Source organism: Bradyrhizobium sp. AUGA SZCCT0169 (genome assembly GCF_018130085.1).
In the GTDB taxonomy this organism is placed as follows: domain Bacteria; phylum Pseudomonadota; class Alphaproteobacteria; order Rhizobiales; family Xanthobacteraceae; genus Bradyrhizobium.
The window spans coordinates 226,781-240,017 of record NZ_JAFCMC010000005.1; the positions used below are offsets into that span (position 1 = coordinate 226,781).

The 13,237-nt window shown below is 62.9% G+C and carries 13 protein-coding genes and 1 pseudogene; 2 read left to right on the forward strand and 12 right to left on the reverse strand.

The window, feature by feature from the left end:
* Positions 1-146: 146 nt before the first annotated feature.
* The 3 genes from JQ609_RS08535 to JQ609_RS08545 form a co-directional block, all read right to left on the reverse strand.
* Positions 147-1,217: a dienelactone hydrolase family protein gene (locus tag JQ609_RS08535; protein WP_212273014.1), complete on the reverse strand. Its 1,071-nt coding sequence runs from the start codon at positions 1,215-1,217 to the stop codon at positions 147-149.
* 280 nt (positions 1,218-1,497) lie between these two features.
* Positions 1,498-1,743 carry a hypothetical protein gene (locus JQ609_RS08540; RefSeq protein ID WP_212273016.1) on the reverse strand — a complete coding sequence of 82 codons (246 nt, stop codon included), beginning with the start codon at positions 1,741-1,743 and terminating at the stop codon, positions 1,498-1,500.
* 203 nt (positions 1,744-1,946) lie between these two features.
* Positions 1,947-2,945, reverse strand: coding sequence for a tripartite tricarboxylate transporter substrate binding protein (locus JQ609_RS08545; protein ID WP_212273018.1), 999 nt, complete (start codon positions 2,943-2,945; stop codon positions 1,947-1,949).
* Positions 2,946-3,242: 297 nt separating this feature from the next.
* Here JQ609_RS08545 and JQ609_RS08550 point away from each other — a divergent pair, with 297 nt between their 5' ends.
* Positions 3,243-5,552: a ComEC/Rec2 family competence protein gene (locus tag JQ609_RS08550; RefSeq protein ID WP_212273020.1), complete on the forward strand. Its 2,310-nt coding sequence runs from the start codon at positions 3,243-3,245 to the stop codon at positions 5,550-5,552.
* A 42-nt stretch (positions 5,553-5,594) separates the two neighbouring features.
* On the opposite strand, the gene JQ609_RS08555 is transcribed toward JQ609_RS08550, so the two are convergent.
* The 7 genes and pseudogenes from JQ609_RS08555 to JQ609_RS34965 all read right to left on the reverse strand — a co-directional run.
* Complete coding sequence (locus tag JQ609_RS08555) at positions 5,595-6,017, reverse strand: hypothetical protein (RefSeq protein WP_212273022.1); 423 nt, start codon at positions 6,015-6,017, stop codon at positions 5,595-5,597.
* A 139-nt stretch (positions 6,018-6,156) separates the two neighbouring features.
* Positions 6,157-6,396: a hypothetical protein gene (locus tag JQ609_RS08560; protein WP_212001546.1), complete on the reverse strand. Its 240-nt coding sequence runs from the start codon at positions 6,394-6,396 to the stop codon at positions 6,157-6,159.
* Positions 6,397-6,624: 228 nt separating this feature from the next.
* Positions 6,625-7,332: a transcriptional repressor LexA gene (lexA, locus tag JQ609_RS08565; protein ID WP_192733386.1), complete on the reverse strand. Its 708-nt coding sequence runs from the start codon at positions 7,330-7,332 to the stop codon at positions 6,625-6,627.
* Between the two features lie 213 nt (positions 7,333-7,545).
* Positions 7,546-8,757, reverse strand: coding sequence for a gephyrin-like molybdotransferase Glp (gene glp / locus JQ609_RS08570; RefSeq protein ID WP_212273023.1), 1,212 nt, complete (start codon positions 8,755-8,757; stop codon positions 7,546-7,548).
* Between the two features lie 12 nt (positions 8,758-8,769).
* Positions 8,770-9,399, reverse strand: coding sequence for an HAD family phosphatase (locus JQ609_RS08575; protein WP_212273024.1), 630 nt, complete (start codon positions 9,397-9,399; stop codon positions 8,770-8,772).
* Positions 9,400-9,450: 51 nt separating this feature from the next.
* On the reverse strand, positions 9,451-10,911 hold the full coding sequence (locus JQ609_RS08580; RefSeq protein WP_312014819.1) for a tetratricopeptide repeat protein: 1,461 nt from the start codon (positions 10,909-10,911) through the stop codon (positions 9,451-9,453).
* A 584-nt stretch (positions 10,912-11,495) separates the two neighbouring features.
* Positions 11,496-11,813 (reverse strand): annotated as a pseudogene (locus tag JQ609_RS34965) (hypothetical protein); the annotation flags it as partial.
* 307 nt (positions 11,814-12,120) lie between these two features.
* On the opposite strand from JQ609_RS34965, the gene JQ609_RS08590 reads away from it, so the two are divergent.
* Positions 12,121-12,417, forward strand: coding sequence for a hypothetical protein (locus JQ609_RS08590; RefSeq protein ID WP_249119724.1), 297 nt, complete (start codon positions 12,121-12,123; stop codon positions 12,415-12,417).
* A 168-nt stretch (positions 12,418-12,585) separates the two neighbouring features.
* Here the strand turns inward: JQ609_RS08590 and JQ609_RS08595 are convergent, their stop codons facing one another.
* Both JQ609_RS08595 and JQ609_RS08600 read right to left on the reverse strand, forming a co-directional pair.
* Complete coding sequence (locus JQ609_RS08595; protein WP_212273027.1) at positions 12,586-12,825, reverse strand: PilZ domain-containing protein; 240 nt, start codon at positions 12,823-12,825, stop codon at positions 12,586-12,588.
* A 69-nt stretch (positions 12,826-12,894) separates the two neighbouring features.
* Positions 12,895-13,077, reverse strand: coding sequence for a hypothetical protein (locus tag JQ609_RS08600; protein WP_212273029.1), 183 nt, complete (start codon positions 13,075-13,077; stop codon positions 12,895-12,897).
* Between the last annotated feature and the right edge of the window lie 160 nt (positions 13,078-13,237).

Here is a 13,237-nt window from a genome sequence, read left to right on the forward strand (position 1 = left end):
TCGAGACTCTGCGCACATGGGTGCGCGCGGAGGCGGGGGCTGCTGCTGCCCTGTCTATGATAGCGGACCAAATTCCGCATCGTAGCGTAACGACGCCATGTGTCCCGACCGGTCAGTTGAGGCCATGACCCCTGCCTGTGCGGCGGTCAAAGCTTGAACAACGATCGCAGAAAATTCTGCACATCCGCTGTCGCTTGCTCGCGCGCCGCGGGATTGTAACCAAACGACCCCTCCGACACCACGCATGGCGATCCCGTTCCTGCCGGGCCGCCGGTGACCACGTCGATGATCTTGTCGTCTTGCTCGAGAAACGTACACTTGCTGTAGTTCAGGAAGCCGGTCGCCGTTTGACGGTTGGCGAGATCGGCGTTGTCAAACCAGTGCTTGGCGCCGACGTATTCGAACAGGGCGACGTCACGGCCGGCATTGCGGAGCCGTGCGACGTACTCCCTGCAGCGGCCGATGATCGTCGCGTCGTCGGCTGCGCCATGAAAGATCCGTATCGGGACATCAGCCACGCGATCTTCATCGATGAGCTTGATATGACAGCCTGTGGGGTAAAACGCGAGATGGGCTGCAAAGGGTGACAGCCCGGGACCGTAGCGTTGCTGGAACCGCGGGGAGGCTGCCCAGAGCGCGTTGCGGCCACCGAAGGAAAATCCCAACACCGCAATTCGTGAAGGGTCGATGCGCGGATGCTCTGCCAGAAGATCCCTTGCGCGATAGACATCGGTGAGCACACTGGCCGTGCTTATTGTGTGAGGACCTGAGCAGACACGCGGAATACTCCTCCCGACAAAACTATTGACGACGAACGTAGCGACGCCGAGTTGAATGAGACTTTCCGCCCAGTACGTCTCCGCTCCCGTGATGCCCGAACAACCATGCGTTATGACGACGGCAGGAACCCGGTCCGTAGTCTCCGGAAGCCTCAGAATACCAAAGATCATTGCCGGCGACCCCTCCTGCGGGGCGGCCATAAAAGGAGGCGTAAACAGGCTGCCGGGGAAGGTAACGCTTTGGAAATTTACTATTTCAATGCGGCCTTGGGAAACAGCGGCGTGCGGGGCCAGGAGTGCGAACGCTGCCGTGCCAACCAGCACGGACGACGCGCGGCTCAAGGTAGGGATCATAGGGCGCCGATATCGTTGCGCGCTTGAAGTGAAGAGCCGGGTGGCTAAAATCTTGCGCAAGAGTCCGATGATCGCCCGTCGCATCAAGCACCTCGCCGAAGTCAGGGTTGAACGGCGCTGAATGTCAGAAGGCAGTGTTGACTCACCCGCGACCAAGTTGATGGCCGAGAGGCCATGGCGCAGCAGCGGGCATTGATCACGAAAACAGAAAAGTGCCTATCAGCAAACCGGCTGCAAATGACCAGAGTCCCAGAGTACAAATCGAGACCACGCGGACAAGAATACGGAGGTCGTCGTCCGGCGCGATTTCGTGCGATCGGTCCGTCATTTCAGCCACCGCCTGCGTTGGCCGCTAGGTTAAGGGCTAGGATCGCTGTTTCCGTCGAAAAATAGGCAAAAAATGGGCAATCAAGCTTGCAGATTCAGGTGAAAACCAGATCAACCGTTGCTCAAAGTCACCAGCCGCACCGCGATCTGCGGCGACAAGGCGAATCATTTTGACTGTGCAGCGGGGCGAGTTGCTTACTTGAGCAACCCTGAGAGATCGCCAATGTTCGAGGCCATTGCAGCACTTCTGATAATTCTCAGCGTCGGCATCCTTGTCGTTCACGCGCTGGACGCCTACAGGTCGTGGAAATAGTGCAGCTTGGGGCCGTGCGGGTCACGGTTGCAGGAGCGCGCGCCTTACTGATCTCTTTTGAGATTCCGCTTGGACATGGCGGCAGGAGATGCTCCGGACATTAACCGGCCGGACCACTAAGCCTTCGCGGTCGTCGGGTTGCCGTCAGGCGACGACGAAGCTTGCGGCGCGCCTCACTTCGCCAGCCCCAGCGACTTCAGCGCCTTGCCGTTGCTCTCGTCGTCGGCCTTCATGAACTCGCCATACCTTGCCGCATCCAGATAGATCATGTCGAAGCCGCGCCGGGTCATGAAATCCTTGAACTCGTCGCTGTCCCAGGCCTTCTTGATCGCGGCCTCATACGTCTTGGCGATCTCCGGCGGCAGGCCCTTGGGCGCCGCAAAGCCGCGCCACACGCCCTTGTGAACCTTGTGACCGGTCGCCTCCTCGGTGGTCGGCACGTCAGGGAAGTTCGGCGCGCGCTTGGGCGAGAAGAAGGCGAGGCTGCGGATACGCCCCGCCTTGATCAGTGCCTCGGCTTCCGGCATCGAGCACGCGACGAAGTCGACGCCGCCGGCGGCCAGATCCGTCAGCGCGGTCGCAGCGCCCGTGGACGGCACCCAGCGGATCGAGGTCGGCGAAACGCCGTCGGCCTGCATCAGGCCGGCGAGCGCGACATGCCAGCTTCCGCCTTGCCCGGTGCCCGAAGCCGCCACCTTGTTCGGGTTCGCCTTGATATGCGCGAACAGCTCCTTGACGTTCTTGTAGGGCGAGTCCGCCTTGACGTGGATCGCGGCGAAGTCCTGGTTGACCAGCCCGAGCGGCGTGAACTTCTCGAACGTAAGATCGGTAAGCCCCGCCCAGTGCATCAGGGTGATCTCCAGCGTGATGAGGCCGAACGTGTAACCGTCGGGCGCTGCAGTCGCGATCGCCTGGTGGCCGACCACGCCCGATCCGCCGGTGCGGTTCACGACGTTCACCGGCTGCTTGAGATCGCGCTCCATGATGTTGGCGATCTGGCGCGCGACCGCGTCGGTGCCGCCGCCGGCGGCCCACGGCACGATCAGCGTGATGGGTCGCTCCGGGAAAGCCGCTTGCGCGTTGCCGGCGCCGAGCAGGCTTGCGGCTGCAAGCCAAGCAAGGGCAACATTTCTGGTCAGACTCTTGGCATCGCGGATTATTTGGCGAAGCATTCGCAAACCCTCCCCATTTTGTTTTTGATGCGCCGGGCATTGCACCGCGGCGCGCGCTTTTTGCGCTACCCGCCATTCGGGCGGCGGAGCGCCGGCATGTCAAGGGGAAGTGCCGGCACGGGGCGCGGCGAGGCACCGGCGACGCCCTTGCAAAAGGCCCGATCACCTCGTTCTGCGACATCACGGCATAATGAGCGGCGCGGCGCCTTTCCCCGATATTCCACTTCCGTTCTGCTAGCCGGCACCTCACACCTTCCGGTAGCTTTGTCCCCGCGAGCGTATCGTGTGGGTAGCTTGATGTCGGAGCAGGGCAACACGCCGGGCCAAAGGCGAGGCTACGCCGGCACGTGGCCGCCGCGTGGGGCGGCGCCGGTCGGCGGCCTTGCGCCCCGGCGTCTTGCGCTGTGGGCGCCGCTGATCGAGACCTTGCGGCAATGGGCGCGCGCGGAGGCGGGGGCGGGGCGTTTGCTGCCCTGGGTGCCCGTCGCGTTCGGTACCGGCATCGCCCTCTATTTTGCCGCCGACCATGAGCCGGTGCTGACGGTCGTGGCGGTTACCGCCATCACGCTGTGTGCGGCGGCGTTCCTGCTGCGGCGGCACAAGATGTTTCCGATCGCGGTCATGATCGCGGCTGTCGCCGCCGGCTTTGCGATCGCGACCTGGAAGACGGCGCGGATTGCGCATGGCGTGCTGGCGCGGCCGATGTTTTCGGTGTCGCTGACGGGATATGTCGAGACCCGCGACATCCGCGAACGCACCGACCGTTTTGTGCTGCGCGTCGTGACCATGGAGAGCGCGCGCGACGCGACAAAAATCGAACGCGTGCGGCTGTCGGTCAAGAAGGGCACCGCGCCTGACGTCGGCAGCTTTGTCGAATTGAAGGCGCGGCTGTTGCCGCCGATGTCGCCGCTCCGGCCCGGCAGCTACGATTTCGGCCGCGACATGTTCTTCTCCGGCATCGGCGCCTCCGGCTTTGTGATGGGTGCGATCAAGGCCGCGGAAGCGCCTGATGGCGGCGGGTGGAAGCTGCGCTATTCGGCGTTCATGCAAGGCATGCGGGATGCGATCGACGCGCGGATCCGGACCGTGCTGGAAGGCGACAAGCGCGCGATCGCGACCGCGCTATTGACCGGCCGGCGCGACGCGATCTCCGAGCCCGTCAATGAGGCGATGTTCATCTCCGGACTTGGCCATGTGCTATCGATATCGGGCTATCACATGGCTGTCGTCGCGGGCGTCGTATTCTTTGCGGTACGGGCGCTGCTGGCGCTGTTCCCGACGCTCACGGTTGGCTTTGCGATCAAGAAATGGTCGGCGGTGGCGGCACTCGCAGCATCCGCGTTTTATCTGCTGCTGTCGGGGGCTGAAGTCGCGACCCAGCGTTCGTTCTTCATGACGGCTGTGGTGCTGATCGCCGTCATGGTCGACCGCCGCGCCATCACGTTTCGAACGCTCGCGGTGGCGGCGCTCATTGTCCTGACCATTGCACCCGAGGCGCTGGTGCATCCGAGCTTCCAGATGTCGTTTGCGGCGACGCTGGGGCTGGTGGCGCTGGTGCAGCTCGGCATGCCGCGCCTGTTCGCGCAGCCGGATCATTCCGCGACCGCGCAGGTGGCGCTGTGGGGCGGCCGCGAGATCACGATGCTGCTGCTGGCCTCGCTGGTGGCGGGCCTCGCCACCACGCCTTATGCGGCGTTTCATTTCCACCGGGTGACGCCCTACGGCGTGCTCGCCAATCTGGCGGCGATGCCGGTGGTCTCGGCGCTGGTGATGCCGGCGGGATTGTTCGGGCTGGTCTTCATGCCGTTCGGCTTCGACGGCATCTGCTGGTGGGTGATGGGCGTCGGCATCGACTGGATGATCGTGGTCACGCAATGGGTCGCGGCCTTGCCGGGCGCGGTCGGCCGTGTGCCGGCGTTCGGCATCGGCCCGCTGATTGCGGCGAGTATCGGCATCATCCTGCTCGGCCTGTTACGAACGCCGCTGCGCTATACCGGCGTGGCCGTGGTGCTGGTGGCGGCGGTGTGGGCGGCGAGGGTGCCGCAGCCGGACATCCTGATTTCCGCCGACGGGCGCAATGTCGGTGTCCGCGGCCAGGACGGCAAACTGCATTTGATGCGGGCGGCCAAGGTGACTTCGACCGGAGCCTCGCGAGATGGCTTCCTCGTTAGGGAATGGCTGGCGGCGGATGCCGACGCGCGAAAGCCTGCCGATGCCTCGCTCACTGAGGGCGTCTCATGCGACGAGAGCGGCTGCGTGACGCAAAGCGCCGGTGGCGGGTTCGTGGCATTGGCGCTGCGGCCGGAAGCGCTGGCGGATGATTGTGAGCGTGCGGCGCTGGTGGTAACCGCAAGGCAGGCGCCTGCGGCGTGCGGGGCCTCGGTGATCGATGCGGAGCGTCTGCGGCGGCAGGGCGCCATGGTGCTGCGGCGAAGCGTCGGCGGATTTACCATCGATGCCGTCAAGCCCAGGGGCGTCGATCGCCCATGGTCGCCGGCGATCGCGGGCGAAGGTGACGCGGAGACAACCATCCTCGCGCCACGCCGTGCGGCGCCGCGTGCGGTCGATGCGACCCCGTCGGAAGCGGACCTGCAGGCCGAGGAATAAGGATTCACGTTCCCCGGCGCGGCGCGACCGGCGGCGCGGAATTCAACCGGTGGAAAGCGGTGTCGTCGTCGTAGTGTCCGCCTTCGTTGCCGCGCGCTCGGGAATCGGATGCACCACCGGCAATTGCAGCACGGTGACGCGCTGACCCTCGCAAAGCTGCGTCACCAGCACATGGCTCCCGTCGGGAAATTCGATTGCGTCGTGGTGACGTTCCTTGATATGCGGATCAATGGTGTTGAACTTGCCGACGCGAAAACCGATCGTCCGCGTCCAGATCCAGCGGTTGTCGTATTTGACGTCTTGCGCGAAGGCCAGTTCGGTCCCGGGCAGCATGCAGACCGCGACTGCGGGGTCGCGTTCGCTGGCAAAGCCGCGGGTCGAGGTGCCGCGGAAGGTGGTCGATATCAATGTCTCGCCGACCTCAGCAGGACGCGTTGCCATCGCGTGCAAACTATAGTCACACATCGGATCGCTCCCTCGTAAGAGATAAAGACCCGTGCCTCCCTCGAGGCGCTGGCCTCTATCAGAGTGGACTTGAGCAAAGTCTATTCCTGTTCTGGACATTTGTGCGACGGAAAGGCCGGCGCAACCGATCACAAACGCGCTACGGCGGCTGCGGATTTTCAGGCATCGGCGGCAGCGGCAGTTCGAAGGCGCCGAGATGGAATTGCTCCCGTCCGTCGTCGGCAATCCCGGGCAGCGCGACCAGCGTGAACGCAGCCTCCGGAAATTGCTGCCAGATCGCGAGATCTTCCGCCGTCACTGTCAGCCAGCCGAACCGGAGCATGTAGCGGCCCGGCTCGGTCACTAGGCCCGCCCGCTGCCAGGTGATCTTGGTGATCATATTGCTGACCACGTCGCGTCCCCCCGTTCGCACGCTTTCGAGCACGCCTCAAACCAAACAGCGCGCTCACGCCGCCAGTTTTTGCTGCGTTCTGGGCAATTGTGGGACGTATGCAAGCGCACCGCGACGGTTAAGGCTGTCCCAACGTCCAGGCAACGAAAAGCCCCGGTCGATGGCCGGGGCTTTTTTGCGGTGCCGAACGCGGCTTGCATCTGGCGCGGGCCGCGCTCAGTACTTCCGGTACAGCCCGATCAGCTTGCCCTGAATCCGGACCCGGTTCGGCGGCAGGATGCGCACTTCATAAGAGGTGTTGGCGGGCTCCAGCGCGATCGAGGCGCCGCGGCGGCGGAAGCGTTTCAGGGTGGCTTCCTCCTCGTCGATCAGCGCCACCACGATATCGCCGGTGTCGGCGGTCTCGTTGCGCTGGATCAGCGCCATGTCGCCGTCGAGAATGCCGGCGTCCACCATGGAATCGCCGCGGACTTCGAGCGCGTAATGTTCGCCGGAGCCGAGCATGTCCGGCGGTACGCTGATGGTGTGGCTGCGGGTCTGCAGCGCCTCGATCGGCGTGCCGGCGGCGATCCGGCCCATGACGGGAACGGCGACCGGACGGTTGCCATCGTCCTCGGCGGGCGCGCTGGCGGCGCGGACCTTGCCGAGCGTGCCTTCGATGACGCTCGGGGTGAAGCCGCGGCGGCCGTTGCCGTTACCGGCGCCCGCAAGCTCGGGCAGCTTGATGACTTCGATGGCGCGGGCACGGTTGGGCAGGCGGCGGATGAAGCCGCGCTCTTCCAGGGCGGTGATGAGGCGGTGGATGCCGGATTTGGAGCGGAGGTCGAGCGCATCCTTCATTTCGTCGAAGGAGGGCGGCACGCCGGCTTCCTTGAGCCGTTCGTTGATGAAACGCAGAAGTTCATACTGTTTGCGCGTAAGCATCTCGAGCAATCCCCCGGTTGGCGCGTCGTAATTCGTGGTCGTTCAGCTTGCAGAGGCCGCGGTCTCAAATTCGGAAGTCCAAAACTCCCATTTGTAGACACTAGCTCTCGAAACAAATCATGAACGGACACTATATGTTCGATACATGTTCCGCAACCACTTAATTTCAGGTGAACGCGCGCCGAGTTCACTCGAACAGGCCGCCCGGACGCGTCATTCCGGCAGGCGCAGGAACTCGCATGGCGTGCCTTCAGGCACCGCCGGCGCAAACGGCGGACGTATCAAAAGCGCCCGTGCCGCAGCGAGATTCCCAAGCAGCGACGAATCCTGGTGGCTCACCGGCACCGCGATCAACGCACCGTCTTCGCGCTGCTCAAGCCGTGCGCGAAGATAGTCTTCGCGCTGGTCGTTGGCGGGAAGATCGCGGCCGAGCAGGGCGGTCTCACGCGCGTGATGGATGGTTTTTCGGCCCGACAGCGCGCGAATCAGCGGCACCAGAAACAGGAAACCGCAGACATAGGACGAGACCGGATTGCCGGGCAGGCCGATCACCCGCATCGCCCCGAGGCGCCCGTGCATCATCGGCTTGCCCGGCCGCATCGCGATGCGCCAGAACGCCATCGCGACGCCCTCGGCCTCCAGCGAGCGCTTGACGAGGTCGTGGTCGCCGACCGAGGCGCCGCCCATCGTGATCAGGATGTCGGCGCCCGAGGCGCGGGCGCGGCGGATGCCGTCAGTGGTCGCCTCGACCGTGTCGGCGGCGATGCCGAAATCAATGGTTTCGGCGCCCTCGGCCCGCGCCAGCGCGCGCAGCGCGTAGCCGTTGGAGTAGACGATCTGGCCGGGGCCCGGGATCGAGCCCGGCATCACCAGCTCGTCGCCGGTGGCGAGCACCGCCACCTTGGGGCGGCTGATCACGGCGAGTTCCGGATAGTTCATGCCGGCGGCGAGCGACAGATCGCGTTCGGTGAGGCGGCTTCCCCTGGTGAGCAGCACGTCGCCCTCGCGGAAATCGGCGCCGGCGGCGCGGATATGCCGTCCCGGTCTTGCAACTTCCGTGATCGTGATGTGGTCGCCGCTGGCGGCCGTGTCTTCCTGGATGATGACGGCGTCGGCGCCATCGGGGATCACCCCGCCGGTAAAAATCCTGACCGCTTCTCCTGGGCCCACCTGGCGTTCGAACGGGCGGCCCGCCGCGACTTCGCCGATCACCTTCAGCCGCGCGGAGAGGTCGGCGGCATCGGCCGATCGCACCGCATAGCCGTCCATCGCCGACATCGCCCGCGGCGGCTGCGTGCGCTTTGCGGCAAGGTCGCGCGCGAGGACGCGATGCCAGGCGGTGTCGAGTGCGGCCATTTCTTCCGCCAGGGGATCGGCGCCCGCAAGGATCGCGGTCAGTGCATCAACGACCGGCATCAGGGCCACGGCAACACCCTCTCAAATTCCCAGCGCGGCAAGCGCCTTTGCGACGTCATCCGGCCCTGTCACATGCACCGCGGCCAGGCCGCGCGCCTGCGCGCCGTCGATATTTGCTGCGGAATCGTCGAAGAACACGATGCGGGAGGCGGGAACACCGATCGCCTTGACGACATGATCATAGGCCGCCGCATCGGGCTTTCGAAGCCCGATCGTCGATGACAGGTAGATTTCGCGGAAATGGCCGAGCACGCCGGCATAGGCCTGGCTGAAATGCACGACATGCGCGTTATTGGTGTTGGAGAAGGCATAAAGCGGCAGCCGTTGTCCGGCGCGCGCCAGCGATGCTGATATATCGGGCATTTCGCCGGCGAAGATCGCGTTCCAGCCTTCCAGGAACTCGGCGTCCGTTATTCCGATGCCCAACGAGACGCGCAGGCCTGCGAAGAATTCGGCATCGCTGATCTCGCCCCGCTCGTGACGATGCCAGGCGTCATTGGGCGAGAATCGCTGGACCAGCTGTGCGGGCTCGCAACCGGCATGGCCGGCCCAAGTGGCGACCACCTTGCCGAAGTCGATATCGAGGACGACGCGTCCGAGATCGAACAGCAGCGCGTCGGCGGAGTTGGGGATGAGAGGCGGTGTGAGCATGGGGGAGGTGTACGAGAATTGAAGGATGGGAGCAACGATTACACGGATTGCCTAAGAGGTACCTTCAGCCTTTCGCCGTTCCAATATATCCATAGCGGCGGCAAGATTTTGCCGCGTTTGGTCATACCAGTATGGCGTTCGCTCCGGGGTGCGTTCCTGCAAGGCCGCACGATAGGCTTCGAGCGCCTCTTCCAGTCGCGCGGTGCCGCTCTCCCGCTCACCAAGCGTCTGGAGCGCATAGCCAAGATTGTTCTGGGTCATCGCCCAGTCGAGCGGTACGCGCTCGCGGGTGCGTTCTTGCAAAGCCGCATGAAAGGCTTCGATCGCCTGTTCGAGCCGCGCTGTGCCGCTCTCACGCGCTCCAAGCATCTGAAGAGCGGTGCCAAGGTTGTTCTGGGTTATAGCCCAGTCGAGCGGTACGCGCTCGCGGGTGCGTTCCTGCAATGCCGCGCGAAAGGCATCGACCGCCTCTTCGAACCGCGCCACATCACCCTCGCTCCTGCCTAGCGATGCGAGCGCACCGCCGAGGTTATTCTGGGTTATGGCCCACTCGAGCGGCACGCGTTCGCGGGTGCGTTCCTGCAAGGCGGCGTGATAGGCGTCGACCGCCTGTTCCAGCCGCGTCGTGCTGCTCTCGCGCGTCCCAAGCGCCTGGAGCGTATTGCCGAGGTTGTTCTGGGTCGCAGCCCAGTCGAGCGGCGCGAACTCGCGGGTGCGTTCCTGCAAGGAGGTGCGATAAGCATCGACCGCCTGTTCGAGCCGTGCCGTGCCGCGCTCGCGCGTCCCAAGTGTCTGGAGTGTATTGCCGAGGTTGCTTTGGGTCGCAGCCCAGTCGAGCGGCGCAAGCTCGCGGGTGCGCTCCTGCAAGGCGGCGTGAAAGGCGTCGACCGACTGTTCGAGGCGTGCCGTCCCACTCTCGCGCATCCCAAGCGACTGGAGCGCAATACCAAGATTGTTCTGGGTCCCGCCCCATTTGAATGCCGCGCGCTCGCGGGTGTTAGGTCCTTGCAATGCCGCTCGAAACGACTCGACTGCTTCATAGAGACGCGCAGCTTTCCCCTCGCGTTCACCAAGCGTAACCAGAGTTACCCCGACAGCAATTTGGGCGGTACCCGTCTCGTCGAGGCCAGGAGCCGAAGTAAGGAGCATCCGGGCGAGTTCGAGCGAGACTTGGAGGTCAAAGTTCAGTCCCTTATCGCGACCGCTTAGGTACCACTCGTTCTGGCTCTTGTACATTGCATCAAACCGAGCGGCGCGATTTTCGGGATTTTCGAGTGCAACCATGCATTCAATGCGCTTGGCTGCAGAGATCGGATCGCGCCGAAGGATGTCTTGTCTCAGACCAGCGTCCAGCAGCTTCAGCCCACCCGCAACGGCAGCACCGCGACGCTCGGCCTCCTCGCGCTGCCACTGGTCGAAGGCTGTGTCGGCCTCCGTGGCGGCCTCCTCAAATCGTCCTTCTGCGGATTTCTCGGCAATACGAGCCAGCACAGCGTCGATGAAATCCCCCACATTGCTGCCGCCGCGGCCTTCCTTTGCGACTTCAATCGCGATTCCGACTGCTCGCTCCAATTCGAGCAAAGCCTGATCGAAATCATCAATGTCCTCGTTGATTCGTTGCGCGAGTTGAATGATGGCTTGCGGGCTGATTCTTGGGCGCTTGTCGTCTCACCGCGTTCGCGAAGTGCAGCCAAAAGCTTCGCGACAACCGCATCCGGCAGGGCCTCAAGCTTTTCCTCTGTGGGAGTTTTTGGCCGTTCAAACGCTGTCTCAATGAACTTCCGTACCAACACGTAGGTGTCGTGGTCCCGACTCGTGGGTTTGCAAATGGTGAAGTGGTCCGCGATGATCGAGACCGGACGAGAATTCGCCAAGCCCGGATCGCCGCTGTCAGGTTCCACAATCGTGCCGAGGAAACTGACCGCGTCCGTTTCGGTCAGCGTCAGGTGTGATATATGGTATTCATTCGCCCAATCCCGGTACCAAAGATTGAGATCGCGTAAATTGGGATCATTCTCCACGAGAGAAGCGGTCGCCGCTGAAGGACGGGCCAAAATCCGCAGACGATCGCCCCAACGGGCGAGGGCGGCGCCGGTGTGCGGGGTCGCGAGAAATGCGACTTTTTCAATACGTCGCAGGAGGCCCGCCGCGTTAGCATCGTGGCGGGCGGTGCTTTCGGCAGTTCGCAAGAGTTGTTTGATGACCAGACCGCCGAGGCTGTGCCCGATTAGGACCAGTTGGCCGGTCTGCAATTCAGACTCGGCTAGTACCCGGGCGAGCACGTTGTTCGCCCGCTCGGTGAGGTGCATGGCAGTGCCGTCCCAGCGTGAAACCGATGCTTCGTAGCTAACTGAATAGACTGAAAAGGCCTGCCACGTCCTCAACGAGCCAGCGCGGCCAGAACGATTGATCATCCGGTGTAGATTGCCAAGTGGTGCGGGGATCACCGTTTAGTCCGTGAAGGAAAATGACGTTGGCGCGCTTCTCGCCGCTACCGATCCCAATATGAATGATTTGCGTCATGGTCGCCAAGTATCAACGAGGAATCCATACAGCGTAGCGAAGCTGGTTGTTAATGGCCACCGGAACGTGCAATTCGAGGGAATGATGTCACCAGCGACGAAGCATTCATAAGCAATTTCCGCCTAATCCAGCATTTAGGCTGGCGCGGGAGCTGTGCTATTCGTTTGGCAGGAAAGTCCGGGGAGTGATCGCATGAAAATGATTGGCATCGTGGCTGTGATGGTCTTGCTGGCCGGGCCGGCGTTGGCCCAGCAGGCACCCGTTCAAAGATACGGGGAGGAGGATAAGGAAAAGACGCGATCGGATATCGCGGCGGAGAAGGAGGCCGAGCGGGCTTACAAGCGGTCGCTGGGCAATATTCCGGAGCAAAAGAGCACCGATCCCTGGGGAACCGTGCGCAGCGACAATGCCGCCCCGAAAGCCGCCGCCAAGGCGCCCGCGAAACCGAAGGCGGCCAAAACGGATAGCAAGGCCGAGACCACCGCAAAACAATAGCAGGCATCCGCCGGCAGCTTGCCGGGGCTGTGAGACCGGTAGCCCGCATGAGCGCCAGCGACATGCGGGTATCGGAGAAATGCAGGAGTCCCGGATGTCGCGGAGCCTGTCATCGGGCGCGCGTTTGCCCGTTGGCTCATCCGGACTACGCAACTCCCGGCTACACAACTAATCGAAGGCGACACCGATCCGGTATTCCTTGCGCCAAACAATGTGGCACGGCAGCTTCAGGCCATCTTCGGGCACAATCAATGTGAAGCTTTGAGGCACCCGGACGATATCGAATATCTCAAGCGCTGCTCCCGTAGCGGAGATATCGCGGATCATGCATCTGATCTTGTCGCCGCCGTGATCAATCTTCGCGGGCTTGGCGACACGGAAGCGAGGCGCAATTCGAGTTTCGACCATAACCGGACTCTCCGGTTGAGCAGAAAAAATTCATCATCGGACTAAACGCCTGATGGTCGCGTCTTGGTTCTAGAACTTGATCTTTGAATTTTGATATTCCTGACTCGTCAGGATTTCTCGGGCCGCATCGCGCAGGTCTCTAATCATTTTGGTCGTTTCGTCCGCTGCTTTTCCAGTGGCCGTCCTGCCGTGCCCTTCGAGGCTATCTGCAGAGTCCTTCAGTAGATCAGAAATTTTCTTTAACTTGAGCATCGATTGGTCCAGCAACGAGATCAAATTTCTCGACAATGGAAACAGCGCCAAGCTGGATGCGACCCGACAAACCAGGTCACCGCGCCATTGTGCGCCCGAAGCACTGCCCCAATGCGATGCAGCCTAACGTAGAAATACTGAGAGTTTCTTAACTGAAAGC

What these genes read in the sequence shown, in the direction of transcription:
- JQ609_RS08600 (WP_212273029.1), bottom strand. Translation starts at nt 13,077, where the DNA reads ATGCTCAAGTTAAAGAAAATTTCTGATCTACTGAAGGACTCTGCAGAT.
- JQ609_RS08555 (WP_212273022.1), bottom strand. Translation starts at nt 6,017, where the DNA reads ATGTGTGACTATAGTTTGCACGCGATGGCAACGCGTCCTGCTGAGGTC.
- JQ609_RS08545 (WP_212273018.1), bottom strand. Translation starts at nt 2,945, where the DNA reads ATGCTTCGCCAAATAATCCGCGATGCCAAGAGTCTGACCAGAAATGTT.
- JQ609_RS08590 (WP_249119724.1), top strand. Translation starts at nt 12,121, where the DNA reads ATGATTGGCATCGTGGCTGTGATGGTCTTGCTGGCCGGGCCGGCGTTG.
- lexA (WP_192733386.1), bottom strand. Translation starts at nt 7,332, where the DNA reads ATGCTTACGCGCAAACAGTATGAACTTCTGCGTTTCATCAACGAACGG.
- JQ609_RS08575 (WP_212273024.1), bottom strand. Translation starts at nt 9,399, where the DNA reads ATGCTCACACCGCCTCTCATCCCCAACTCCGCCGACGCGCTGCTGTTC.
- JQ609_RS08535 (WP_212273014.1), bottom strand. Translation starts at nt 1,217, where the DNA reads ATGCGACGGGCGATCATCGGACTCTTGCGCAAGATTTTAGCCACCCGG.
- JQ609_RS08560 (WP_212001546.1), bottom strand. Translation starts at nt 6,396, where the DNA reads ATGATCACCAAGATCACCTGGCAGCGGGCGGGCCTAGTGACCGAGCCG.
- JQ609_RS08595 (WP_212273027.1), bottom strand. Translation starts at nt 12,825, where the DNA reads ATGGTCGAAACTCGAATTGCGCCTCGCTTCCGTGTCGCCAAGCCCGCG.
- JQ609_RS08550 (WP_212273020.1), top strand. Translation starts at nt 3,243, where the DNA reads ATGTCGGAGCAGGGCAACACGCCGGGCCAAAGGCGAGGCTACGCCGGC.